We start from the raw sequence: 24,666 nt of genomic DNA, 5'->3' as shown, positions 1-24,666 counted from the left end.
GCTACTCGGCCGCCGCGCGGATGCCGGACGGCGTGTCGGGAAAGGCACAAATGACGGTGGTGCCCATGTCCTTGCCGGTTTCGATGCGGACACTGCCGCCATGCAGCTCGACAAAGCTCTTGACGATCGACAGGCCGAGACCAGGGCCGCGCCGGCGGCCGCTATTGGTGCGCGGTTCGAAACGGCGGAACACCGAATCGAGCAGTTCCGGCGGCATGCCGGGACCATCGTCGTGAACGGAGAATTCCACGCCTTCGGCAAGCGAGCGGCAGGCGAGCGTGATGGTGCTCGCCTCAGGAGCGTAGTTCGCGGCATTGCTCAGCAGGTTGTAGAGGATCTGGCGGATGCGGATTTCGTCGCCGTGGAACGTCTTTGGCGCAGTGGCCGCATCGATCTTGAGCCTGATCGCATGCTCCTCCAGCCGGTCGGCCACAAGCTCGGCAGCGGCAGCGATGGTCCGGTCGACGTGAACTTCGGAGATATCGAGTTCCATGATGCCGGCATCCACGGTCGCCAGGTCGAGGATGTCGTTGACGATGGTGAGCAGGACCGAGGAAGACGAGCTGACATGCTCGACATATTCGCGCTGCTTCTGGTTCAATGTCCCGGTCGAGGGCAGCGAAAGCAGCTCGGTGAAACCGATGATGTTGGTCAGCGGCGAGCGCAGTTCGTAGGAGACGTGCTGCACAAACTCGTTCTTGAGCTGGTCGGATTTTTCCAGCGCCTCGTTCTTGTCCTTCAGCGCCCGCTCGACATTGACGCTGTCGGTGACGTCGACGAAGGTCATCATCACCTGCCCGTTGGGCAGCGGGATCATCGCGTAGCGCAGGACGGTGCCGTTGTTCAGCTCGGTCTGGCCGTGGCGGTCGCGGCGCTCGTCGTCGAAACCGGTGACGGCGGCAACGAAGCCGCGCCAAGGGCTGTCGGCGGCGCGCCGGTCGCACAGATCGCGGATCGTGGAGACGTGAACGTTGGGCTTGGCGGCGTCGGCGTCGAGCCCCCAAAGTGCTGCGAATGCAGGGTTCGAAAATCTGAGCCTGCCGTCGGGGCCGAACACGGCTACGCCTTCGGCAAGATTGTCGAGCGTTTCGCCCTGGACCCGCACCGCGGTCTGGTAGCGGCTTTCAAGGTCCATCTTCTCGGTCAGGTTCTCGAACACCCAGGTGACGCCACCTTTGGGCTGCGGATTGGCGACGACGCGGATGGTCTTGCCGTCCGGCAAATGCCACCAATGTTCCTGCGACTCGACCGCGCGATAGGCGCCAAGCAGGCTTTCCTTCCAGCGCCGCCATTCGGGCTGCTCGGCGATCTTGCCTTCGCTGCGCAGCCGGTCGAGCAACAAGGCGTTGTCCGGAGCGCTGTGCAGGAAGCCGGCGTCGAGACCCCATAGTTTCTGAAACGCCTGGTTGAAAAACCGCAGTTTTTCATCGGTATCGAAAATCGCCACGGCGGTGTTGAGCTGGTCGAGCGTGTCGGCATGGCTGCGCACGGTCCGCTCATATTCGCTACGGATCGTTTCGATGGCGCTGGTGTCGCAGGCGAGGCCCGCCGAGCCGTCCGCGCCGGCGAAGTCGGTCACGGCGAACATGCGGCGGTCGCCTTCGATCACGGTGGAAAGCGCCTGCTCGAAGACGGGATGCGACTTGTGCTGCGCAGCGATTGCATCGCGCGCCTGGCCGCCCAGGAACTCCTTCGCGTCGCGAACCGCAGCTTCGGCGTTTTCCGCCTCGACCGCCCTGGCATAGGCGCGGTTGACCCATTTCAGCCGCCCGTCCGCCGAGCGCAGCCAGGCTGGCATGCTGAGTGCGTTGAAAAGACCGAGCATGGTGTCATAGTCGGCGGCAAGGCGCTGGTTCTCAATTCTTAGCCTGGCCTCGCTTCGCTGCGTTTCAGAAAGCGAGACGAAGCGGACGAGCACGTGTGCTGCGCTCTTGCGGCCGTGCACTTCGAGCGGCGCCCCGGCCTGCGATTCGATGACGAGATCGAACGGCTTCGCCTTTTCCCGCAGTCCCGCCACAGCATTCTCGAGCGCCGCCGCCGAGCGCGGCATCAGCCAACGGCCAAAGGCGAGGAAGGCGGCACGGTCTTCCGGAGCCCCGCTTTCAACCGGCAATGTCCCGACGAGCTCGGGCTTTTTGTTTTCCGATGCCCACACGACGACACGCTGGTCGCGCAGGTTGAGCAGCGCCTCGGAGCGCTGCAGCGCAGCGTTGACGTCGGCCAGGCGGGCTCTGAGTTCGCCATTCTGGGCCGAGGTGCGCGCCCGTTCGCGGATCAGGAAAATGGCCGAGACAAGTGCCGCGCCCATGACGCCGACAAACATGGCGAGTTGCATGACCTCGACCGTGCTGACCGACAGCCCGGCTTTGGGCGCAGCCGCGTGGGATGCAGCAGCCGGTCCAGCGTGTGCCGAAAGGCCAAGCAGCGGGCCGGCGAGCGCGGAAGAAGCAAGCAATTTTCCGACGCGGGCGCCAGCGCGCCATAAGAGGCTTCCGCCTCTGGCAGCGGAACCCGTGGTCGCCATATCGTTGTGGCCGCCGGAAACGGCCTGTCCCGCGCAAGGCGGGTAATCCCCCGGCATGTCCTGGTCCTCTTCGCCGCCTGAATGCAAGACCGCCCTGATGCGGGCTTCGGCCCTCGTCCCCGGGCCCGCGAATCAGCACCATAGCGCTTGCGCGAATCGGCGTGAAGAATCAATCAGCGCAAAAATAAAGCCGGGCGAAAGTCAATCGCCCGGCCTCAATATCTAGTGGTAATTTCCGCTGTGGTTAATAGCGGTAGTGTTCCGGCTTGAACGGTCCCTGCGGGGTCACGCCGATATAGGCGGCCTGTTCGCCGGACAGTTCGGTAAGCCGGGCGCCGAGCTTGTCGAGATGCAGGCGCGCGACCTTTTCATCGAGATGCTTCGGCAGGACATAGACCTGGTTCTGATACTGGCCGGGCTTGCTGTACAGCTCGATCTGGGCCAGCACCTGGTTGGTGAACGACGCCGACATGACGAAGCTCGGGTGGCCGGTGGCGTTGCCGAGATTGAGCAGGCGGCCTTCCGACAAAAGGATCATCCGCTTGCCGTCCGGGAAGGTGATCATGTCGACCTGCGGCTTGATGTTGGTCCACTTCAGATTGCGCAGCGACGCCACCTGGATCTCGTTGTCGAAGTGGCCGATATTGCCGACGATCACCATGTCCTTCATCGCCCGCATATGGTCGATTGTGACGACATCCTTGTTGCCGGTGGTGGTGATGATGATGTCGGCGGTCGGGGCGGCATCTTCGAGGGTGACGACTTCGAAGCCGTCCATTGCCGCCTGCAATGCGCAGATCGGATCGACCTCGGTGACCTTGACGCGGGCGCCGGCGCCCTTGAGCGACGCCGAAGAGCCCTTGCCGACGTCGCCATAGCCGCAGACGACCGCAACCTTGCCGGCCATCATCGTGTCGGTGCCGCGGCGAATGCCGTCGACCAGCGATTCCTTGCAGCCATATTTATTGTCGAATTTCGACTTGGTCACGCTGTCGTTGACGTTGATCGCCGGGAACGGCAGCAGGCCCTTCTTCTGCAACTGATAGAGCCGGTTGACGCCGGTCGTCGTCTCTTCGGTGACGCCGCGGATCGCCTCCTTCTGCTTGGCGAAGAAGCCGGGCGATGCCGCCATCCGCTTCTTGATCTGGGCAAACAGGATTTCTTCCTCCTCGCTGCCTGGATTGGAGAGCACATCCTCGCCGGCTTCGGCGCGCGCGCCGATCAGGATGTACATGGTGGCATCGCCGCCATCGTCGAGGATCATGTTGGAGGTGCCGCCATCGGCCCACTGGAATATCTTGTCGGTGTAGACCCAGTAGTCCTCGAGCGACTCGCCCTTGACCGCGAAGACCGGAATGCCGGTCTCGGCGATGGCCGCGGCCGCATGGTCCTGGGTCGAGAAGATGTTGCAGGAGGCCCAGCGGATCTCGGCGCCGAGCGCCTTCAGCGTTTCAATCAGCACCGCCGTCTGGATGGTCATGTGCAGCGAGCCGGTGATGCGCGCGCCCTTGAGCGGCTGCGCCTTGCCAAATTCTTCGCGGCAGGCCATCAGGCCCGGCATTTCGGTTTCGGCGATCTCGATCTCCTTGCGGCCCCAGCCGGCAAGCGAGATGTCGGCGACCACATAGTCATTGCTACCCGTCATGGCAGTGCTCCGATCAAGAATTGTCTTCGGGATGCGCCCGCGCCGGAAGGCGTGTCGAAGGGCGCGAGTTGCCGGCCTGACTAGCAGATCGTCGGTCGGACGACAATGGGACATAAAGAAATCTTTATCCGTGCATGTCCTCAGAGGCGCGCCGGCGCGAAATCGGGTTCAGCCGCGACGCGCTCCAGGCGTCAGGACTCTTCGCCGAAGCGGGAGGCGACCAGTTGCTCCAGCGCGTCGATCACCTGCTCGGCCTCCGGGCCGCTGGCGGTGACGCGGATCGAATAGCCGGGGCTTGCCGCCAGCATCATGAGGCCCATGATCGAGGTGCCACCAACCGTGACGCCGTCCTTCTCGACCTGGACGGAGGCGTCGAAGCCGCTGGCAACCTGAACGAATTTTGCCGAGGCGCGGGCATGCAGGCCACGCTGGTTGACGATTGGAAATTCCCGGACGATGTCACCCTTGTTGGCCGACAGCGCGCTCATTTGCTGCTCAGAAGCTGGCTGGCGACATTGATGTATTTGCGGCCGGCCGCCTGCGCCTCGTCCAGCGCTGCGCTCATATTGTCGCCCTTGCGAATGCTGGACAGCTTGATCAGCATCGGCAGGTTCATGCCGGCAATGACCTCGGTACGACCGGATTCCATCACCGAAATTGCAAGATTGGACGGCGTGCCGCCGAACATGTCTGTCAAGACGATGACGCCCGCTCCCGTGTCGACACGGGCAACGGCATCGATGATGTCGCTGCGGCGCTGCTCCATATCGTCATCGGCGCCGATCGCGACGGTCTCGAAACTGTCTTGTGGCCCGACGACATGTTCCACGGCATGGCGGAATTCGGCGGCCAGTTGACCGTGCGTTACAAGCACGAGTCCGATCATTCTTTGGTGGCTCCCGTCATCGCCGCTTAACAGGCGTTTCATGCTCGCCGGCCTTTTCAGGCGGCGGGAGCGCTATCTTGTCGACGCGAGGCGCGTTGACAAGCCCAAAATTGCACAGGCGCAGGCCATTTTGACGCATTGCAGCAACAATTCGAAATCGCATCATACGAAAGGCGCAATTGGCAGCCGCGCCATCACGGCCGGCAGGGCCGCCGGAACATTGCGTTCGGCAAGATCAATACGCGGCAGCGGACAGCCCGCGATGAACTCGCTGGCATCTTCCTGGAAGCGGTCCATTTCGCTTGCCGGGACCAGCCGGACGCAAAGGTCGATGACGCCGCCGGGCTCGAACGACAATGGCCGCGGGCCGAATCCGGGCACCTCGGCGAGGCCGGCGATGGGAGCGGGCACCCGGCAGACCAGCCGCCCCGCGTGATCGGCCGCGAGGAGCCTGTCGTCACCGATCAGCCGCGAAAACAATCCACGTTGGCGGCAATGATCGATGAGGGCGAACGCCAGCGTCGTCTTGCCCGACCCGGACGGTCCCGTGATGAGGACACCACGCTCGCCGATCAGGATCGCCGTGCCGTGAATGTTCTCAGCCTTCACAGTCGGCTCACGCATGAGTTCCTGTCCGGAAACCGGTCGCCACTTTTCGGGATCATGCTTTTTGTTTCACGCATGATCTTGGCCGAAAATCCGTTCCCACTTTTCGGATCATGCTTTTTGGTTCACGCATGATCTTGTCCGAAAACCGGTTCCCACTTTTCGGGATCATGCTTGTTGGTTCAGGCATGATCTTGTCCGAAAACCGGTTCCCACTTTTCGGGATCATGCGTCAGCCTTCCGCCGGCAGTGTCACGACGAAACGCGCGCCCTTGATCTCGCCGGGTTTGGTGCCCGGGATGTTCTCGGCGGTCAGCGTGCCGCCATGGGCTTCGACGATCTGCCTGCTGATCGACAGGCCAAGACCCGAGTTCTGGCCGAACGCCTCGCCGGCCGGCCGGTCGGTGTAGAAGCGCTCGAAGATGCGGTCGATGTTGTCGGCCCTTATGCCGGGACCATTGTCGTCGACGGTGATGATGTTGACCTTGCCGGCGCGCGCCAGCGATAGGGCGATGTGGCCGCGCTCCTCAGGAACGAAGGAGCGGGCATTCTCGATCAGGTTGGTGATGACCTGGCCGATCCTCAGATCATGGCCGGCGACGAAATAGCCTTTGACGCCCTGCGGCAGTTTGGCGACCTTGAACTCGATATCGACCGTCTTCTTGTTGCGCGTGGCCGTGCGCGAAACGTCGACCAGATCGGTGATGAATTTCTTGAGATCCACGGTTCCTGCGTCTTCGCGCGCGAGCTCGGCGTCAAGACGGGAGGCATCGGAAATGTCGGTGATGAGACGGTCCAGCCGCCGGACGTCGTGCTGGATGATCTCCATCAGCCGGGCGCGCGACGCCTCGTTCTTGGCCAGAGGCAGGGTCTCTACCGCGCTGCGCAGCGAGGTCAGCGGGTTCTTCAATTCGTGCGATACGTCGGCCGCGAAACTTTCGATCGCCTCGATGCGGGCGTAGAGCGCATTGGTCATGTCGCGCACGGCGATCGACAGATTGCCGATCTCGTCCTGCCGATCGGAGAAGTCCGGGATTTCCTCGCGATTCTTGACGCCGCGCCGCACCCTGACCGCCGCCGCCGACAGCCGGCGCAGCGGGTTGGCGATGGTCGAGGCAAGCAGCATCGACAGGATGGCGGTGACAAGGGCGGCGATGCCGAAGACGCGCAGGATCGCCTTGCGCTCGGCCGCGACGATCTTGTCGATGTCGCCGCCTTCCGTCGACAGCATCAGCACGCCGAGGACGGCGCGGAAGCGCTGGATCGGCACGGCGACCGAAACAATCTGCTCGCCCTGTTCCGAGATCCGCACGATGGTCGACGGGCTGCCGGTAAGCGCCTTGACCACCTCCGGAAATGCAGCGCCGTTGCCGCCCGGCTGCTCATGGTAGACCGGCAGCGCGGTGTTGCGGAAGAAGTCGAAGACGAATTTCTGGATTCGCTCGAGAAGATCGGGCTCTTCCTTGTCGGTCGGCGGCAGATCGTAGCGAAGGATCTGGCCGCGCGAATAGAGGTGGCGCGAATCGAGCAGAAGATTGGCGTCGCGGTCATAGATCCGGGCGCGCGTCCGCGTCGGCGAAATCAAGCGCCTGAGCACCGGCGCGACGCGCTCAGGATTGATCGGAAAGTCCAGATTGTCGAGCTGATCGGAGCCGGGGCCCAGGCTTTCGCCGGCCTGCAGTTCAAGCAGCTTTTCCGGATCGATGCTGATCGAATCGGTCTCGACCGTCGCCGATGCCGCGATCGCGCCGGCGATGATCTCGCCCTGGGTCATCAGGCTCTCGACGCGGGCATCGATCAGCCCGTCGCGAAACGTGTTGAGGTAGAGAATGCCGGTGACCAGGACGGCCAAGCCGGCGAGGTTGAGGAAGAGAATGCGCCGCGTCAGGCTGGAAAAGATATGGTGGCCGAGGAAGCGGCGCATCGGCACCGTGATCCTCGACAGGAATGCGGGCAGAATCCGCGACGGGCGCCGGGCGCCCGTCCGTCTCACTCGCTCTACGTCCACTGCCATCGAATAGCAGCCCCCGCTTAGTAATTAGTGAGTAGGCAGTAGGGAATAGAGAAATGGTTGGCTGAGGTCGCGGCGATGCTGAGTGGCCGTTCGCACCATTCAAAACTGACTACCGACTATTCCCTACTGCCTATTGCCTATTTACGCTTCGCGGAACCGATATCCGACTCCGTAAAGGGTTTCGATCATCTCGAAGTCATCATCGACGGCCTTGAACTTCTTGCGAAGGCGCTTGATGTGACTGTCGATGGTGCGGTCATCGACATAGACCTGCTCATCATAGGCCGAATCCATCAGCGCATCACGGCTTTTTACCACACCGGGGCGTTGGGCCAGAGAATGCAGGATCAGGAATTCGGTGACGGTAAGCGTCACCGGCTCGCCTTTCCAGGTGCAGGTGTGGCGCTCCTGGTCCATGACAAGCTGGCCGCGCTCAAGCGAACGGGCCTGCTGGTTGGGCGTCTTGGCCGACGCCTCGCGGGCGCTGGCACGGCGCAGCACGGCGCGAACCCGCTCGACCAGAAGACGCTGCGAGAAGGGTTTGCGGATAAAGTCGTCGGCGCCCATCTTGAGGCCGAAAAGCTCATCGATCTCGTCGTCCTTGGAGGTCAGGAAGATCACCGGCAGGTCGGATTTCTGGCGCATCCGCCGCAGAAGCTCCATGCCGTCCATGCGCGGCATCTTGATGTCGAGGATGGCGAGATTCGGCGGGCGCGCCGCCAGACCTTCCAGCGCCGACGCCCCATCCGTATAGGTTTCGACGCGATACCCCTCCGATTCGAGGGCGATCGACACCGAAGTCAGAATGTTGCGGTCGTCGTCGACAAGCGCGATTGTTGCCATTTCAAGTGGCTCCCTCATGAGCTGTCCCTTCTTTGGTCGAGAAGGGGCTTTTGCAGGACAAATTAGGTACAAAATGTGGCACAGGCTTCGTCCGCTGTCACGAGCGGCATGCCGGCGGCCACAATCTCACCTCAACATGGATTGAACCGATACAGACCGCCAATCCTTTGGGCACCCGCCTGATTTTTCGCACATATAAACGATTTAAACAACTTTCAAATTATTTAAATCGATTAAATATTTGATATCATTTGGCTTTTCTGGTTCTGACCGTTACAGTCTCCATCGTTGGGGGCTCCGGAAGTTCGCCGGCCAAGATGCTGCAATCGAAGAAGGAACCCCTCATGTCGGAAGCCGGCAAACGCAATCCCGCATGGGCGATCGACCGGATCGGCCTGAAAACCACCGGCGCGGTGCGCTACAATTTCGGCGAGGCCGTCCTTTACGAGGAGGCGATCCGCCGCGGCGAGGCCCGGCTTACCGCGCATGGCGCACTGGTCGCCGAGACCGGGCAGCACACCGGCCGCTCGCCCAAGGACAAATTCGTCGTGCGCGACGAGACCACCGGGCCGCATGTCTGGTGGGACAACAACAAGTCGATCTCGCCGGCCCAGTTCGATACGCTGCTCGCCGATTTTCGCGCCCACGCGGCGGACAAGGATCTTTATGTGCAGGACCTGGTCGGCGGCGCCGATGAGGACTTGAAGCTGACGACCCGGGTCGTCACGGAGCTTGCCTGGCACTCCTTGTTCATCCGCAATCTGCTCATTCGCCCGGAAGCCGCCGAGCTCGATAATTTCGTGCCCGAGTTGACGATCATCGACCTGCCGTCGTTCCGTGCCGATCCCGTCCGCCACGGCAGCCGAACCGGAACGGTGATCGCCGTCGATCTGACGCGCATGATCGTGCTGATCGGCGGCACCTCGTATGCCGGCGAAATGAAAAAATCGGTGTTCACCGTGCTCAACTATCTGTTGCCGGCGAAGGGCGTGATGCCGATGCATTGCTCGGCCAATGAAGGCGCCGGCGGAGACGCGGCCATCTTCTTCGGCCTCTCGGGAACCGGCAAGACGACGCTGTCGGCCGATCCGTCGCGCACGCTGGTCGGCGACGACGAGCACGGCTGGGGTCCGCATGGCATCTTCAACTTCGAAGGCGGCTGCTATGCCAAGACGATAAAGCTCTCGGCCGAAGCCGAGCCGGAGATCTTCGCCACCACCCAGCGCTTCGGCACGGTGCTGGAGAATGTGGTGCTCGACGCGGGCCGCGTGCCGGATTTCAACGACGGCAATCTCACTGAAAACACGCGCTGCGCCTATCCGCTCCACTTCATCCCCAACGCCAGCAAGACGGGCCGCGCCGGTCACCCGAAAAACATCATCATGCTGACCGCCGACGCATTCGGCGTGATGCCGCCGATCGCCCGGCTGACTCCGGCGCAGGCGATGTATCATTTCCTCTCCGGCTACACCGCCAAGGTGGCAGGGACCGAAAAGGGCGTCACCGAACCCGAAGCGACGTTTTCGACCTGTTTCGGCGCACCGTTCATGCCGCGCCATCCGTCGGAATACGGCAATCTCCTGCGCGAACTGATCGCCCATCACGGTGTCGATTGCTGGCTGGTCAACACCGGCTGGACCGGCGGCGCCTACGGCACCGGCAAGCGGATGCCGATCAAGGCGACGCGGGCGCTGCTCGCCGCGGCGCTCGACGGCTCGCTGAAAGGGGCCGATTACCGGACCGACGCCAATTTTGGTTTCGAGGTGCCGGTGGCGGTCGCGGGCGTCGACCGTGCCATTCTCGATCCACGATCGACATGGGCCGATACCTCAGCCTATGACCTGCAGGCGGCAAGGCTGGTCGGCATGTTCGCCGTCAATTTCGAAAAATTCGAACCGCATGTCGACGCCATCGTGCTCGGCGCCGCGCCGCGCATGCGCGAAGCCGCGGAATAGTCGCCGCTGCGTCTCGATGCGCCGGACCGGGGTCGGGAACGCCCGACCCGGGACCGGGATCGGGAGGGCCCGACCCGGGGGAAGGCCCGACCCGGGCCTTTTCTTTTTTCGTTCGCCGCGCCATGACTGCGGCATGAACGCCGACGACAAGATCATCATTGCCGACGATGCGGTGATCCATCCGGATGACCTGCAGGAGGACTTTATCCGCTCGTCCGGCCCCGGCGGCCAGAACGTCAACAAGGTGGCGACGGCGGTGCAATTGCGCTTCGATGCAGCGAATGCGCCTGGCCTGTCGGAGCGCGTCCGCGAGCGAACCATTAAGCTGGCCGGCCAGCGCGCCACCAAGGACGGCGTCATCGTCATCGAGGCCGGACGCTTCCGCACGCAAGAGCAGAACCGGGCGGACGCCCGGGCGCGGCTTGCCGAACTGGTTGCCAAGGCCGCCGAACCGCCGCCGCCGCCGCGCAAGAAGACGAGGCCGTCGAAAGGCGCGGTCGAAAGGCGGCTGAAGACCAAGGCTGGGCGCGGCACGATCAAGAAGCTGCGCGGTCGGGTGGACGACGATTGACGCGCGTCCACCCGGACGCAAAGGGTGCGCGCTCGGGCAGCCACGCATGGTGCTTTTCCAAAGATCGATTCCGAGTTCTGGGCCGATGCGGCGGGCGCGACATCGATCGCGGTCGAGACCGCTTCCAATTCGAGGTTGCAGGTGGCAAGTTCGGTACTCGTCACAGCAAGGAGACCGCAGATGGGCATGTTTGATTTCGTCAAGGACGTCGGCAAGAAGCTCGGCTTCGGCGACGATGAGCCGGAGCCGACCGCCGATACGCTGAAGAAGGAACTCGATTCGCACGCGCTCGGCACCGACAATGTGGAAGTCGACGTCAAGGGCGATACGGCTGTGCTGAAAGGCGTGGTCAAGGATCAGTCGATCTTCGAAAAAGCCATCATCGCCGTCGGCAACACGCTCGGCGTGTCCAAGGTGCAGGCGGATGAATTGCAGGTCGCCGCGCCCGAGGCCGGCACGCCCGCAGCCCCGGCCAAGCAACCGACCTTCTACACGGTCAAGAAAGGCGACAATCTCTGGAAGATCGCCGAAAAGAGCTATGGCAAGGGCAAGGGTGCGAAGAACACGATCATTTTCGAGGCCAACAAGCCGATGCTGACCGACCCGGACAAGATCTATCCGGGGCAGGTTCTGCGCATCCCGGATCTCGACTAAGGTATGTTGATATTCAGGTGATGCCGGCCTGCAAACGGCGGTTTCCTGCGCTTACTACAGCGCCGCGCGCCTTGTTGGGCGCGCAAAGGACGCTGTAGAACTTTGATTTTGCGCATGACCTTGCCGAAATCGATCTCGATTTCGGGGTCATGCGCGGGCTCACGTACTTAAGTACGCTCCGCTCCGGTTCTCGGAAACCACCTGTTTGGTCGCTTCGCGCCCGTCTTCGACTCCGGCTCGGCCTGACCTGAATCTCACCACACCTTAAGCTGGCGATTGCCATCCAAGGACAAGAACGGCGGCTTTCGGGTCGCCGTTCTTGTTTGTTGGTGGCATTGTCCGCCAGATGAACCCGATGAAGCGACCAAGCTGATGCTCGTTCTGCCCAGAGGCGTCCGCCACATGCCCGGCTACCTATCCCGCGCCGTGCAGGAAGCGCTGATCGAGGATGTGAGGCAGGTCGTGCAGGAAGCGCCGCTGTTCGTGCCGGCGATGCCGCGCACCGGCAAGGAGATGAGCGTGCGCATGACCAATTGCGGTTCGCTTGGCTGGGTCACCGACAAGCAGCACGGCTATCGCTACCAGCCGACGCACCCGGTAACCGGAACGCCCTGGCCGCCGATCCCGGACGTGCTGCTGGAGCTGTGGCGCGAGGTGTCTGCCTATCCCCATCCGCCGGAGGCCTGCCTGGTCAATTTCTATTCGCCCGACGCGAAGATGGGCCTTCATCAGGACCGCGACGAGATCGATTTCTCCGCGCCGGTCGTCTCCGTTTCACTGGGCGACGATTGCCTGTTCAGGGTCGGCCAGAGCACGCGCGAAGGCGGCACCAAATCGTTCAGGCTGAAAAGCGGCGACGTCGTCGTGCTTGGCGGCCAAGGGCGCCTCTGTTTCCACGGCGTCGACCGTATTTATCCGTCGACCTCGGCACTGCTCAGGAATGGCGGCCGGATCAATCTGACGCTGCGGCGGGTGACCTATCCTGGCTAATGCTGTCTCGCAAAAGCGGTGGCCGGCGCAATGCAGGCATATTGATCACCGGCTGCTCCCGACAAATGCTCTGGAATTTGCAATCGAACGATAGCGGGCACTGCCTAAAGCGCCGTTAACCGCTTCGTTACAGCTTCCTGAGCGCCACTTCCTCGACCAGATGATTGGCGCCCTTGCGCAGGATGAGATCGGCGCGGGCTCGCGTCGGCAGAATGTTCTCGCGCAGATTCTTCAGGTTGATGTTGGCCCACAGGCCTTCGGCGATGGCGCGGGCCGCTGCTTGCGAAAGTTGCGAATAGCGGTGGAAGAAGGAGTCCGGATCGCGGAAGGCGGTCTCGCGCAGCCGCATGAAGCGGGCGATGTACCATTGATGGATCAGCTCCTCTTCGGCATCGATATAGATGGCGAAGTCGAAGAAATCCGACAGGAAAGGCACGATCTTGCCGTCCTTTGGCAGCTTGCCCGGCTGCAGGACGTTGATGCCTTCGAAGATCAATATGTCCGGCCGGTCGATGGTCTGGAACGCGCCGGGAACGACGTCGTAGGTCAGGTGCGAATAGACTGGCGCGCGGACATTGCGCTGCCCCGATTTGATGCCCGACAGGAAACGCAGCAGGGCGCCGACATCGTAGCTGTCGGGAAAGCCCTTGCGCTCCATCAAATTGTTGCGGCGCAGGATTTCGTTGGGAAGCAGGAAGCCGTCGGTGGTGATCAGATCGACCTTGGGGCTCGACGGCCAGCGCGCCAGCAATTCCTTGAGGACGCGCGCCGTGGTCGATTTGCCGACCGCGACGGAGCCGGCAATGCCGATGATGAAGGGCGTCTTGACGACATCCACCGCGTTGAAGAAGGCCTGGCGCTGCCTGAACAGCAGCTGGCTGGCCTCGACATGGGCCGACAACAGCCGAGATAGCGAAAGATAGATGCGCTTGACCTCTTCGAGGTCGACCGGGTCGTTGAGCGAACGCAGGCGACGGATCTCGTCCTCGCCGAGCGTCATCGGCGTGTCGGCGCGGAACTGCGACCATTCTTCCGCCGAGAAAAAACGGAAGGGCGAATATTTCTCGGTGGGGGCGAGCTGGTCCATCGAGTTTCCTGCCCTCCGCAGCGATCAGCCCCGGTCCTGCCGAGACGCCTTTTCGGCGATGCCCGAACGACCGGTGCGGCGCTCGAGTTCGGTCAGGACATCGGCAAGCGGAACGCCGGCGACGCCCAGAACGACGAGCCAATGATAGATGAGATCGGCGCTTTCCGAAACGAGGGCTTGTCTGTCACCGCCAACGGCCGCGATCACCGTTTCGACCGCCTCTTCGCCGAGCTTCTGCGCCGCCTTGTCGATGCCGCGCGCGAACAGCTTTGCCGTCCACGAATCCGGATCGCCGGAATGCGCGCGTTCCCTGATGATTGTCTCCAGATCGGAGAGCGAAAACTCAGCCATGGCGCCATCTATCTGCTTGTTTAAGCATGATCTTTTCCGAAACCGGTTCCCCCTTTTTGGCTGGCGCGGACCTTCGGTTCGGGATCATGCTTTAGAGCCGATCCCCTGACGAGTCCAGTCGCATCGGCAGGCCGGCGCGGGCCATGTGCGACTTGGCTTCAGCAATGCTGTACGTACCGAAATGGAAAATCGATGCCGCCAGCACCGCGCCGGCATGGCCGTCGCGAATGCCCTCGACCAAGTGATCGAGCGTGCCGACGCCGCCGGAGGCGATGACCGGCGCACGCACGGCGTCGGCGACCGCGCGGGTGAGCGCGATGTCGTAGCCGGCCTTGGTGCCGTCGCGGTCCATCGACGTCAGCAGGATCTCGCCGGCGCCGCGATCGACCATCTGCTGAGCGAATTCGACCGCGTCGATGCCGGTCTTCTCGCGGCCGCCATGGGTGAAAATCTCCCAGCGGTCGGCCTCGCCTTCGCCTGACACTATCTTGGCATCGATGGCGACGACGATGCACTGGTTGCCGAACTTGTCGGCCGCCTCGGCGATGAAATCGGGATTCCTCACTGCCGCCGTGTTGATCGACACTTTGTCGGCGCCGGCCAAAAGCAGCTTTCTTATGTCGGCGACCTGGCGCACGCCGCCGCCGACGGTCAGCGGCATGAAGCATTGCTCGGCGGTGCGGGCGACGATGTCGAAGATGGTCTCGCGATTTTCGGACGAGGCGGTTATGTCGAGGAAGCAGAGCTCGTCGGCGCCGGCGGCATCATAGGCCTTGGCCGCTTCGACCGGATCGCCGGCATCGATCAGGTCGACGAAATTGACGCCTTTGACGACGCGGCCGTTCTTGACGTCGAGACAGGGGATGACGCGGGCTTTCAGCATCAGATCCTCGCATGCGCGGCAAGAAAATCGCCAAGCAATTGCCCAACGACAGGCGGAACCTCGCCTTTGGCGTCAAAGGCAGGATCATAGGCCGACAGGGTGATGCCGACGATTGGGATCGACTTGGCCAGCCCGCAAACCAGTTGCCGCAGCTGCTCCGGATTTGGACCTCCCGGCAGCGCATAGCGGTTCACTTGCAGCACATCCGGATCGTGAACATCCAGATCAAGATGCAAATGCACTTGGGCCGCGCCGGCCGCCTTGAGCTTTCCGACATTGTCGAGTGCATCGGTCCACTGGGCGCGAATGATCGGCAACGTCTCGAGAAGCCGCCTTTCATCTGGATCGAGGTCGCGCGCGTCGACCAGCATGCACCGCGACGGGTCGATCGCCTGGAAGCCGGGAATCGCTGACGTCATCGGCCGCCAGCAGAGCCCCAGCGTCGTCGCCAGCGCCATGCCGTCGAGAAAGCCGTAGGCGGACGTCTCGGGCGTGTTGAGATCGCCATGCTGATCGATCCAGATGATCGAATCAGCGGCGTCGCCAGCCACCGCACCGGCGGCGGTCAGGCAATTTCCGGCGAGCACGATGGGAAAACGCTCATCGTCGCGCGCCATGTCGACCTTGGTGGCGACTGCCCGACAAACCGCGAAACCTGTCGCGATTTCGCGTCTCTGGGCATCGCCGACCTCGCCGATGTCCTCGACGATGACATCATGGCCGCGCAGGGCAAGTTCGTCGACAAGGCCGCCGGCAATGATGGCGTCGGGGCCCTGGCCAAAGCCCGCATGGTAAAGGCCGCTGTCATAGGGTGCGAGGATGATCGAGAGTTTCATCGCGCCCTCGCCTTCTCCGGGCCGGCCGCCAGGATCGCCAATGCCTCGGCCGGGTCGATACGTCCGTCATAAAGTGCACGCCCTGAGATGGCGCCTTCGAGCTTTTGCGCATCGGGCATCGTCATGCGCACGATGTCGGCGATCGAGGCCAGCCCGCCGGAGGCGATGACCGGGATTGACACGGCGTCGGCAAGATCGATGGTGGCGTCCCAGTTGATGCCGGTCAGCACACCGTCGCGGTCGATGTCGGTGTAGACGATGGCGGCAACGCCGGCGCCCTCGAACTTCTTCGCCAGTTCGATGACGCCGAGACTAGAGGCCTCGGCCCAGCCCTCGACCGCCACCTTGCCGCCTTTGGCGTCGATGCCGACGGCGATCTTGCCCGGGAATGCCTTGCAGGCCTGCCTGACCAGATCCGGATCGCGCACCGCCACCGTGCCGAGAATGATGCGGGCCAGGCCGCGATCGAGCCAGTCCTCGACCTGCGCCAGGGTGCGGATGCCGCCGCCGAGCTGCACCGGGTTCTTCGTTGCCTTGAGAATGGCGCCGACCGCCGCGCCGTTGACGCTCTGGCCCTTGAAGGCGCCGTTGAGGTCGACGACATGCAGCCATTCAAAGCCTTGTTGCTCGAAAGCCCTGGCCTGCGCGGCCGGGTCGTCATTGTAAATCGTCGCGGTCGCCATATCGCCGTGCTTCAGGCGCACGCACTTGCCGTCCTTGAGGTCGATGGCCGGGAACAGGATCACCGTTCAGGCGCCTTCAACAATGACGAAGTGACCGGTCGAGGCGGCAAGCCTGTACTTCAATGCCTCCCGGTATTCAGGCGATTCGTAGCATTCTATCGCCTTGTCGTAGGACTCGAACTCGACCAGGACGTGGCGGTTGCCTGTCGCCCCTTCCGGGTTCGCATAACGCCCCGCCCGCACGGGAAACTTCGCGCCATATTTCGCAAAAGCCGCCGCGTTCGCCTCGATATACTGCTTGTAGCCGTCGGGATCGCGGACATCGACCATCGCTATCCAGTAGCCTTTCTTGCTCATTTCTTAGGGCCTCCAGCGCAGGAAATTGGTGATCAGCGCCAGGCCAAGCGCCTGGCTCTTTTCGGGATGAAACTGCGTGCCGGCGAGATTGTCGCTGGTAACAGCAGCTGTAACCGGACCACCATAGTCGGCAATCGCCAGCACCTCGTCCGGCTTCTGCGCGTCGAGATGGTAGGAATGAACGAAATAGGCGTGCAGCCCCTTGCTGCCTGTCGGAATGCCGGAAAACAGCGGATGCTTGCGCGTGAGCTCGATCGTGTTCCAGCCGATCTGCGGGATTTTTAGCGCAGGATCGGCCGGGGTGATCTCCTTGACATCGCCGGCGATCCAGCCAAAGCCTTTTGTGACAGTCTTTTCCAGGCCCCGCTCCGACATCAGCTGCATGCCGACGCAGATGCCGAGGAACGGCCGCCGCTTGACGATAGCGACCTCCTCGACCGCTTCCCACATGCCGGCCACGGCGCGCAGCCCGGCCGCGCAATCGGCATAGGCGCCGACGCCGGGCAGGACGATGCGGTCGGCGGTTCTGACACGCTCGGCATCGGCGGTCAGGTCGATGGCGGCGGCGATGCCGGCCTCGTGCGCGGCGCGCTCGAAGGCCTTGGTGGCCGAGCGCAAATTGCCCGAGCCATAATCGATGATCGCGACCCGCATGTCAGGGTCTTCCCGGCGTGTGCGTCAGTCCGAGCACCAAGCCTGTGTGTGCCGGCCGGGCATGGGCAGCGTCCGGAACGATGCGCGGCACCGGCGCTGGCTCATCCGCACGCGCTTCGGCTTCCAGCACATAGCGCGTATCGGCATCGTCGAGCCTGTCGGCCTCGACGACGCCCCATTCGTGCCAGCCACGACGGCGCAGCGCGGCGATCCGCAAGGCCTGCCCTTCCAGCCCGACATAGAGCGATACCAGCAGCGACAGCAGCGGGCCGGCCAGCCCAAGGCTCAGCCCTTCGGCAAGCATCGAAAGCAGAGCCATGGCGACAAACGCCAGTGCTGCCTCGATCCACAACCGGTGCCAGAGTAGCCACAGCGGCGGCACGAGGAAGCCAAGCCAGGAAAACCCATCACGGACAAAGGCCGTTGTGTCAGGCTTTTCGCCGCGGCCCGGCGGTTCCATCACGACATAGACGGCCATGGCCTATCCCTTCAGAGATCCCTTGGTGGAAGGAACCGCGTCAGGCTGGCGCGGGTCGCTTTCAAGCGCGAAACGCAGCGCACGCGCCACCGCCTTGAAGCAGGTCTCGGCGATGTGGTGATTGTTGGCGCCGTAATGGTTGGTGACATGCAGCGTGATGCCGGCATTTTGCGCCAGGGCCTGGAAGAATTCGCGCACCAGTTCGGTGTCGAACGTGCCGATCTTCGGCGACGAGAACACAACGTTCCAGACAAGGAAAGGACGGCCGGAAACGTCGATCGCCGCGCGCGTCAGCGTCTCGTCCATGGCGAGATCGATCGAGGCATAGCGCATGATGCCGCGCCGCTCGCCCAGTGCCTTGGCCAGCGCCTGACCGAGCGCGATGCCAGAGTCCTCGACCGTGTGGTGGTCGTCTATGTGGAGGTCGCCCTTGGCCTTGACCGTCATGTCGATCAGCGAATGGCGCGACAGCTGGTCCAGCATGTGGTCGAAGAAGCCGACGCCCGTCGAAATATCGGATTTTCCCGAGCCGTCGACCTGGACCGATACGGAGATGTCGGTTTCCCTGGTCTTGCGGTTTGCGTTGGCGGAACGGGGCGGCATGCTCATCCTTGTCCAGAGTTCAGGCGTTCAAGCGTCCACATGCTTGAAAGCGTCCACATGCTTGAAAACGAGAGCCTTCTAGCAGCATGATCCGGTGATTGCCAGTTGCCGTGCCAAGCAGTATCGAGCCTGGCCGATGACCGGTTGGCAATCGTCGGACCTATGCATACATAGGGTCGATCAAGTCACTCGTAATGCGCCAATCGCCTTGTCGGGACCGGTGCTGATCGGAGCAGAGATGTCGAACGAACTGACCATGCACGCCACGACGATCCTGACCGTGCGCAGGGGCGGCAAGGTGGTGATCGCCGGTGATGGCCAGGTCAGCCTTGGCCAGACGATCATGAAAGGCAACGCCAAGAAGGTGCGCCGAATCGGCAAAAGCGGCAATGTTATTGCCGGTTTCGCCGGCGCCACCGCTGACGCCTTCACGCTTCTGGAGCGGCTGGAGGCCAAGCTCGAGCAATATCCGGAGCAATTGACGCGGGCCTGCGTCGAACTCGCCAAGGATTGGCGCACCGACCGCTATCTGCGCCGGCTGGAAGCGATGATGCTGGTTGCCGACAAGTCGGTTTCGCTGGCGCTGACCGGCACCGGCGACGTGCTCGAACCCGAACATGGCGTCATGGCGATCGGCTCGGGCGGCAATTATGCGCTGGCCGCGGCGCGCGCGCTGATGGACACCGACAAGGATGCCGAAGAAATCGCCCGCAAGGCGATGCAGATCGCATCCGACATCTGCGTCTACACCAACAACAATTTTGTCATCGAAATCCTCGATGCCGGCTGAGCCGGCCGCTGGCCATGATCCCGAAAAGTGGAAACCGGTTTTTGCTTCGCTGACCTTCGGTTCGCAGGAGATCATGGCCAAACGAGAAAATAGATATGATTTTCGACCGGTGACCGAGGCGGACCTGCCGATGATCGCGGCATGGCTGGCCGAGCCGCATGTCGCGGAGTGGTGGGACGATCCCGAGACGGAGATCGCCCAGATCCGCGAGCATATCGACAGCATTTCCGTCGAGCCGCTGATCATCGAGCTCGACGGCGAGCCGATCGGCTACATGCAGAGCTACGATCCGCATCTGGAGGACGGCCACCCCTACAGCGACCAGCCTTTCGGTACGCTCGGCATCGATCTGTCGATCGGCAGGCCCGAGCTTGTCGGACGCGGCCACGGCTCGGCAATTGTCCGGCAGTTCGTGGAACAGCTGTTCGAGGAAGGGGCACCGCGTGTCATCATCGACCCGGATCCATCCAACGGACGAGCGATCCGTGCCTATCAAAAGGCCGGGTTCAGAGCTATCGATCGCAGGCAATCGGAATATGGCGACGCCGTGCTGATGGCAATTGACGCCGAAGAGGGCGACGCCCAAGAGGGCAATATCGAATAGGGTGACGCCGAATAAGGCGCCGAAGAGGGGCAGTAACAGCATGAGTACAAGCGGCGCCGACAAGACCGTCTCGGCCTATGAAGACAGCTGGCGGATGGGACTTCTGCTCGTCCTCGGCCTGATTATATTCCAGGCTGGAGCCCTTTACGGCATGGGCCGAACGCCGATCTGCGAATGCGGCTATGTCAAGCTGTGGCACGGCATCGTGCAGAGTTCGGAGAATTCCCAGCATATTTCCGACTGGTACACATTCTCGCACCTCATCCACGGCTTCCTGTTCTACGCGCTGGCGTGGGCTCTGTTCCCGCGCTCGCCGATCGGGCTCAGGCTGGCTTTTGCTGTCGTCATCGAGGGCGGCTGGGAGCTTCTCGAGAACAGCCCGTTGATCATCGAGCGCTACCGCGCCGGCACGATCTCGCTCGACTATTACGGCGACAGCATCATCAATTCGGTGGCGGACACGCTGGCGATGGTGCTGGGATTTGTGATGGCGCGCAGGCTTCCTATATGGGTGATCGTGACCCTCGCTCTCATCTTCGAATTCGGTGTCGGCTACATCATCAGGGACAATCTGACACTCAACGTGATCATGCTGCTGCATCCGTTCGAGTCCATCCGGCAGTGGCAAAGTGGAATTTAGCGATATGACCACATTCTCGCCCCGCGAAATCGTTTCGGAACTCGATCGCTTCATCATCGGCCAGAAGGACGCCAAGCGCGCCGTGGCCATCGCCTTGCGCAACCGCTGGCGCCGCCAGCAGCTCGAAGGCCAGATGCGTGAAGAGGTGATGCCGAAGAACATCCTGATGATCGGCCCAACCGGCGTCGGCAAGACCGAGATCTCGCGCCGCCTGGCGCGCCTTGCCGGTGCGCCGTTCGTCAAGGTCGAGGCGACCAAGTTCACCGAGGTCGGCTATGTCGGCCGCGACGTCGAGCAGATCATCCGCGACCTGGTCGAGATCGCCATCGGCCTGGTGCGCGAGAAGATGCGCGAGGACGTCAAGGCGCGCGCCCATATCAATGCCGAGGAACGCGTGCTGGAGGCGCTCGTCGGCAAGACGGCGAGCCCGGCGACGCGCGACAGTTTCCGCAAAAAGCTGCGCGACGGCGAGCTCGACGACAAGGAGATCGAGATCGAAGTGAGCGATACCGGCACCGGCGGCATGCCCGGCTTCGAGATCCCCGGCATGCCGGGCGCCAATATCGGCGTGTTGAACATCAACGACATGCTGTCGAAAGCGATGGGCGGCCAGAAGACCAAGACCCGCAAGACGACGGTGAAGGAATCCTACGCGGTGCTGGTCGGCGACGAGTCCGACAAGCTGCTCGACCAGGACGAGGTGGTGCGCAGGGCGCTCGAATCGACCGAAAACGACGGCATCGTCTTCCTCGATGAGATCGACAAGATCGCCTCGCGCGAAGGCGGCATGGGCGCCGGTGTTTCCCGCGAAGGCGTGCAGCGCGACCTGCTGCCGCTTGTCGAAGGCACCACGGTCGCGACCAAATACGGACCGGTGAAGACGGATCACATCCTGTTCATCGCATCGGGCGCGTTCCACGTTGCCAAGCCATCCGATCTGCTGCCCGAACTGCAGGGCCGTCTGCCGATCCGCGTCGAGCTGCGTGCGCTAGAGAAGGACGATTTCGTGCGCATCCTGACCGAGACCGAGGCCAGCCTGATCAAGCAGTACATCGCGCTGATGAAGACCGAGGGCGTCGATCTCGTCTTCACCGACGACGCCATCGATTCACTGGCCGGCATCGCCGTCGATCTCAACGCCAGCGTCGAGAACATCGGCGCCAGGCGACTGCAGACGGTGATGGAGCGGGTGCTGGACGAGATCTCATATGACGCGCCGGACCGCCACGGCACGTCGGTGACAGTCGACGCCGCCTATGTGGAGAAGCATGTCGGCGATCTGTCGAGAAACACGGATCTGTCGCGATTCATCCTGTAGCAGGCGATCCATCCGCAAGAGTCGGACCGGCGGAGCCGGCACGTGTGGCCAAATGGAAGCATCTGGCCAGCTTTTGTCTTGCCGGGCGACGGGGCTCTCGACTCCCGTTGCAGCTTTACCTAGTTTGCCGGCAACACCAGCGCCGCGCAGCTTTTTGGATGCGCAAAGGACGCTGTACAGTTGGTTCTGCGCGTGACCCCCGAAAATCGGTTCCGAGGGTCATGCGTTGTTGCAGGCGGCGGCGCATGAAAAAAACGATCCTCGTCACTCTCGGGCTGACGCTGGCGACAGCCATGTTCGCCGCCGAAGCGGCGACGATGGTGCCGCCGGGCAACAGTCATGTCGAGCAGCCCAACATACCGGGCGCCTCAAGCCGGCGCACCCAGGCCACCAACACCACCTTCCAGTCGAAATACCGCAAGGTCTATGCGCTGCTGCAGCACGACGCCGGTCTTCGCGGCAAGATCGAGCAGGCAGCAGCGACCTATGGCATCGATCCCATGCATATCGTCGGCGCCATCGTCGGCGAGCACACCTACAATGTCGACGCCTACGACCGGCTGCAGACCTACTACGTCAAGGCGATCTCCTATCTGTCGAGCAAGCTGTCTTTCGCCTATGAAGGCGAAGACATCACCGATTTCGTGCAACGGCCGCAATTCCAGGAATGCGTCGGCAAATCGGATAGTTACGAGCTCTGGGAATGCCGCGAGCAGGTGTGGAACCTTTCCTTTCGCGGCAAGACTGTCGGCGGTGAGAGCTTCCCCGACGACCGCTTCGGCGCGACTTTCTTCCAGCCCTATTATGCCGGCCAGACCTTTGGCCTGGGCCAGCTCAATCCGCTGACCGCCTTGCAGATGAGCGATCTCGTGCACCAGGTGTCCGGCCTGCCAAAGCTCGACGTCGGCGATCCGAACGCGGTCTACAAGACCATCATGGATCCGGACCTGACCTTGGACTATGTCGCGGCGACGATCCGGAAATCGATCGATGCCTATCAGAGCATTGCCGGCTTCGACATATCGGGCAATCCCGGCATCACATCGACCCTCTACAATGTCGGCAATCCGGAACAGCGTGCGCATGCGCTGAAGGCCGAAAACGACAGGCGCCGCGCCGCGGGCGAACCGGAGAAGCTGCCCGAGGAAAATTACTATGGCTGGCTGGTCAACGACAAACTGCCGGAGCTCAACGCGCTGTTTTAGTGGGTGTTGAGATCTGGACTTTGAGCTCGAAGTCGCCTCTTCGCCGTTTGCGCTGCCCCTCATCGCCCTGCCGGGCACTTCTCCCCGTATAGCGACGGGGAGAAGGACGCCTTCGCAAAGGATTTCCCCAATCGCCCAGGGTTGCAGAAAGAACGCCAGGGTTGCGGCCAGCTTCTTTCTCCCCGTTTACGGGGAGAAATGCCCGGCAGGGCAATGAGGGGCGGCGCCGGCTTTCGACAATCGGCACGCACCAGGCTCACGCCGCCAGCAGCGACTTCAGCTTGATCGTTTGCGAACCGAGCGCCTCAGGCGCCGGCTTCGCCCTTTTTGCGATCAGCATCTCGGCCAGCCTGATGTCGCGGGCGACAGAATTGCCCGGACCGATTCCGCTCGCCGCGACCAGCCTGCCGTCTTGCGCCAGGTGAAACAGGATGAAGGCGCCGTCGTCGAGGTCGCGGCGCACGACCTTGCTGCCCTCGTCCGACAGCCCAGATATCTGCAAGGTCAGGCCGTACTGATCCGACCAGAACCATGGCACAGCCGAGTGGGCCTCACCAGCGCCAAGCATGTTGCTGGCCGCCAGCGCGCCCTGCTCCTGCGCGTTGCGCCAGGCCTCCAGCCGCACGCGCCGGCCGCCATAGACGGCAAGCGGAAACGAGCAGCAATCGCCGGCGGCAAAGATATCCGGATCGCTGGTGCGAAGCTCGGCATCGACGGCTATGCCGTTGTCGATCGTCAGGCCCGCTTCTGCGGCAAGTCCGGTCACCGGCACAGCGCCGATGCCGATCACCGCCAGGTCGGCGACGATGTCCTGCCCGCCGGCAAGCGCGATGCTCACCTCGGCGCCGTCATCGGCAATCGCGGCGATTGCGTCGCCGCAGAGGATTTTGACGCCTTCGGCTTCATGCGCCTCGTGGACGATCTTGGCGATCTCGGCCGGCACGCCGCGCATCAGGATGCGCGGCTGCGCCTCGATGACGGTGACAACAGCGCCCAGTCTGCGTGCCGCGGCGGCGAGCTCAAGACCGATAAAGCCGCCGCCAACGATGGCGATGCGGTTTCCGGCGCGGAGATGGGCGCGAATGGCCAGCGCGTCGTTGAAGGTCCGGAGATAGACACAACGCGGCCCGAGGCCCGGCATTGCCAGTCTGCGCGGCAGGGAACCGGTCGCCAGCAGCAGCTTGTCGTATGGCAGCGCCGAGCCGTCCGACAGGCGCACACCATCCGCAGCGCGGTCGATCGCCACCGCCTGAACCGAATGGATGTGTCTTATCGATCTCTCGGCCAGGATTTTGTCGCTGGCGATCGCCTTGATCACCGGCGCATCGCCGGCCATCGCGTCCTTCGACAGCGGCGGCCGCTCATAGGGCAGATGCGGCTCGTCGCCGACCAGCGTCACCGGGCCATCATAGCCGAGATCGCGCAGCGCCAGGGCAGCCCGCCCGCCGCATTCGCCGGCGCCGATGATGAGCATTCCTTTCGCCATCAC

At 62.8% G+C, this 24,666-nt stretch carries 26 protein-coding genes; 9 read left to right on the top strand and 17 right to left on the bottom strand.

Annotation, left to right across the window (positions count from 1 at the left end; translation table 11 throughout):
* Position 1: 1 nt before the first annotated feature.
* The 7 genes from AC0L2B_RS30325 to AC0L2B_RS30295 all read right to left on the bottom strand — a co-directional run bounded on the left by AC0L2B_RS30325 (position 2) and on the right by AC0L2B_RS30295 (position 8,518).
* On the bottom strand, positions 2-2,581 hold the full coding sequence (locus AC0L2B_RS30325) for a sensor histidine kinase (protein WP_473747998.1): 2,580 nt from the start codon (positions 2,579-2,581) through the stop codon (positions 2-4).
* A gap of 187 nt (positions 2,582-2,768) precedes the next feature.
* Positions 2,769-4,169 (bottom strand): adenosylhomocysteinase, encoded by a 1,401-nt coding sequence (ahcY, locus tag AC0L2B_RS30320; protein ID WP_473747997.1) that lies wholly within the window; start codon positions 4,167-4,169, stop codon positions 2,769-2,771.
* Positions 4,170-4,360: 191 nt separating this feature from the next.
* Entirely contained in the window at positions 4,361-4,657 is a 297-nt protein-coding gene (locus AC0L2B_RS30315; protein ID WP_023796904.1) for an HPr family phosphocarrier protein, read from the bottom strand.
* Positions 4,654-5,055 carry a PTS sugar transporter subunit IIA gene (locus AC0L2B_RS30310; protein WP_027152037.1) on the bottom strand — a complete coding sequence of 134 codons (402 nt, stop codon included), beginning with the start codon at positions 5,053-5,055 and terminating at the stop codon, positions 4,654-4,656. The genes AC0L2B_RS30315 and AC0L2B_RS30310 overlap by 4 nt, the downstream gene beginning before the upstream one ends.
* Positions 5,056-5,217: 162 nt before the next feature.
* Positions 5,218-5,679 (bottom strand): HPr kinase/phosphorylase, encoded by a 462-nt coding sequence (locus AC0L2B_RS30305; protein ID WP_473747996.1) that lies wholly within the window; start codon positions 5,677-5,679, stop codon positions 5,218-5,220.
* 214 nt (positions 5,680-5,893) lie between these two features.
* Complete coding sequence (locus tag AC0L2B_RS30300) at positions 5,894-7,675, bottom strand: stimulus-sensing domain-containing protein (RefSeq protein WP_473747995.1); 1,782 nt, start codon at positions 7,673-7,675, stop codon at positions 5,894-5,896.
* 141 nt (positions 7,676-7,816) lie between these two features.
* A complete protein-coding gene (locus AC0L2B_RS30295) occupies positions 7,817-8,518 on the bottom strand; it encodes a response regulator transcription factor (protein WP_023796909.1) in 702 nt (233 codons plus the stop codon).
* 344 nt (positions 8,519-8,862) lie between these two features.
* On the opposite strand from AC0L2B_RS30295, the gene AC0L2B_RS30290 reads away from it, so the two are divergent.
* The 4 genes from AC0L2B_RS30290 to AC0L2B_RS30275 all read left to right on the top strand — a co-directional run bounded on the left by AC0L2B_RS30290 (position 8,863) and on the right by AC0L2B_RS30275 (position 12,688).
* Entirely contained in the window at positions 8,863-10,473 is a 1,611-nt protein-coding gene (locus tag AC0L2B_RS30290; protein WP_473747994.1) for a phosphoenolpyruvate carboxykinase, read from the top strand.
* Positions 10,474-10,606: 133 nt separating this feature from the next.
* Entirely contained in the window at positions 10,607-11,044 is a 438-nt protein-coding gene (arfB, locus tag AC0L2B_RS30285) for an alternative ribosome rescue aminoacyl-tRNA hydrolase ArfB (RefSeq protein WP_473747993.1), read from the top strand.
* 180 nt (positions 11,045-11,224) lie between these two features.
* On the top strand, positions 11,225-11,698 hold the full coding sequence (gene lysM / locus AC0L2B_RS30280) for a peptidoglycan-binding protein LysM (protein WP_473747992.1): 474 nt from the start codon (positions 11,225-11,227) through the stop codon (positions 11,696-11,698).
* Between the two features lie 372 nt (positions 11,699-12,070).
* The gene (locus AC0L2B_RS30275) at positions 12,071-12,688 is read left to right on the top strand and encodes an alpha-ketoglutarate-dependent dioxygenase AlkB (protein WP_473747991.1); all 618 of its coding nucleotides are present in this window, start codon (positions 12,071-12,073) and stop codon (positions 12,686-12,688) included.
* A 127-nt stretch (positions 12,689-12,815) separates the two neighbouring features.
* Here AC0L2B_RS30275 and coaA read toward each other — a convergent pair whose 3' ends face one another.
* The 9 genes from coaA to hisB form a co-directional block, all read right to left on the bottom strand.
* Positions 12,816-13,775 (bottom strand): type I pantothenate kinase, encoded by a 960-nt coding sequence (coaA, locus tag AC0L2B_RS30270; RefSeq protein ID WP_091592562.1) that lies wholly within the window; start codon positions 13,773-13,775, stop codon positions 12,816-12,818.
* A gap of 24 nt (positions 13,776-13,799) precedes the next feature.
* Positions 13,800-14,126: a phosphoribosyl-ATP diphosphatase gene (locus tag AC0L2B_RS30265; protein WP_023796915.1), complete on the bottom strand. Its 327-nt coding sequence runs from the start codon at positions 14,124-14,126 to the stop codon at positions 13,800-13,802.
* Between the two features lie 91 nt (positions 14,127-14,217).
* Entirely contained in the window at positions 14,218-15,012 is a 795-nt protein-coding gene (hisF, locus tag AC0L2B_RS30260; protein ID WP_167366398.1) for an imidazole glycerol phosphate synthase subunit HisF, read from the bottom strand.
* The gene (locus AC0L2B_RS30255) at positions 15,009-15,845 is read right to left on the bottom strand and encodes an arginase family protein (RefSeq protein WP_473492736.1); all 837 of its coding nucleotides are present in this window, start codon (positions 15,843-15,845) and stop codon (positions 15,009-15,011) included. Before AC0L2B_RS30255 ends, hisF begins: the two co-directional genes overlap by 4 nt.
* Entirely contained in the window at positions 15,842-16,591 is a 750-nt protein-coding gene (gene hisA / locus AC0L2B_RS30250; protein WP_473507870.1) for a 1-(5-phosphoribosyl)-5-[(5-phosphoribosylamino)methylideneamino]imidazole-4-carboxamide isomerase, read from the bottom strand. Before hisA ends, AC0L2B_RS30255 begins: the two co-directional genes overlap by 4 nt.
* A 3-nt stretch (positions 16,592-16,594) precedes the next feature.
* On the bottom strand, positions 16,595-16,885 hold the full coding sequence (locus tag AC0L2B_RS30245; RefSeq protein WP_473747990.1) for a DUF1330 domain-containing protein: 291 nt from the start codon (positions 16,883-16,885) through the stop codon (positions 16,595-16,597).
* A gap of 3 nt (positions 16,886-16,888) precedes the next feature.
* Positions 16,889-17,539: an imidazole glycerol phosphate synthase subunit HisH gene (hisH, locus tag AC0L2B_RS30240; RefSeq protein ID WP_473492737.1), complete on the bottom strand. Its 651-nt coding sequence runs from the start codon at positions 17,537-17,539 to the stop codon at positions 16,889-16,891.
* A gap of 1 nt (position 17,540) precedes the next feature.
* Positions 17,541-18,017, bottom strand: a complete 477-nt coding sequence (locus AC0L2B_RS30235; protein WP_473492738.1) for a DUF2628 domain-containing protein — start codon at positions 18,015-18,017, stop codon at positions 17,541-17,543.
* Between the two features lie 3 nt (positions 18,018-18,020).
* The gene (gene hisB / locus AC0L2B_RS30230) at positions 18,021-18,620 is read right to left on the bottom strand and encodes an imidazoleglycerol-phosphate dehydratase HisB (protein WP_473747989.1); all 600 of its coding nucleotides are present in this window, start codon (positions 18,618-18,620) and stop codon (positions 18,021-18,023) included.
* Between the two features lie 238 nt (positions 18,621-18,858).
* Between hisB and hslV the strand changes: the two genes are divergently transcribed.
* The 5 genes from hslV to AC0L2B_RS30205 all read left to right on the top strand — a co-directional run bounded on the left by hslV (position 18,859) and on the right by AC0L2B_RS30205 (position 23,177).
* The gene (hslV, locus tag AC0L2B_RS30225) at positions 18,859-19,410 is read left to right on the top strand and encodes an ATP-dependent protease subunit HslV (RefSeq protein ID WP_023796923.1); all 552 of its coding nucleotides are present in this window, start codon (positions 18,859-18,861) and stop codon (positions 19,408-19,410) included.
* Positions 19,411-19,483: 73 nt separating this feature from the next.
* Positions 19,484-20,014: a GNAT family N-acetyltransferase gene (locus AC0L2B_RS30220; RefSeq protein WP_473748264.1), complete on the top strand. Its 531-nt coding sequence runs from the start codon at positions 19,484-19,486 to the stop codon at positions 20,012-20,014.
* A 40-nt stretch (positions 20,015-20,054) separates the two neighbouring features.
* Complete coding sequence (locus tag AC0L2B_RS30215; protein WP_023796925.1) at positions 20,055-20,654, top strand: DUF2585 domain-containing protein; 600 nt, start codon at positions 20,055-20,057, stop codon at positions 20,652-20,654.
* A 4-nt stretch (positions 20,655-20,658) separates the two neighbouring features.
* Complete coding sequence (hslU, locus tag AC0L2B_RS30210; RefSeq protein ID WP_023796926.1) at positions 20,659-21,972, top strand: ATP-dependent protease ATPase subunit HslU; 1,314 nt, start codon at positions 20,659-20,661, stop codon at positions 21,970-21,972.
* 245 nt (positions 21,973-22,217) lie between these two features.
* Positions 22,218-23,177: a DUF1402 family protein gene (locus tag AC0L2B_RS30205; RefSeq protein ID WP_023796927.1), complete on the top strand. Its 960-nt coding sequence runs from the start codon at positions 22,218-22,220 to the stop codon at positions 23,175-23,177.
* A 256-nt stretch (positions 23,178-23,433) separates the two neighbouring features.
* Here the strand turns inward: AC0L2B_RS30205 and AC0L2B_RS30200 are convergent, their stop codons facing one another.
* Positions 23,434-24,663 (bottom strand): NAD(P)/FAD-dependent oxidoreductase, encoded by a 1,230-nt coding sequence (locus AC0L2B_RS30200; protein WP_473747988.1) that lies wholly within the window; start codon positions 24,661-24,663, stop codon positions 23,434-23,436.
* Positions 24,664-24,666: the final 3 nt, after the last annotated feature.

This window comes from Mesorhizobium sp. WSM4815, assembly GCF_055811575.1.
Note: the sequence above shows the minus strand (reverse complement) of the source record. Positions and strands in the feature narration are given on the sequence as shown.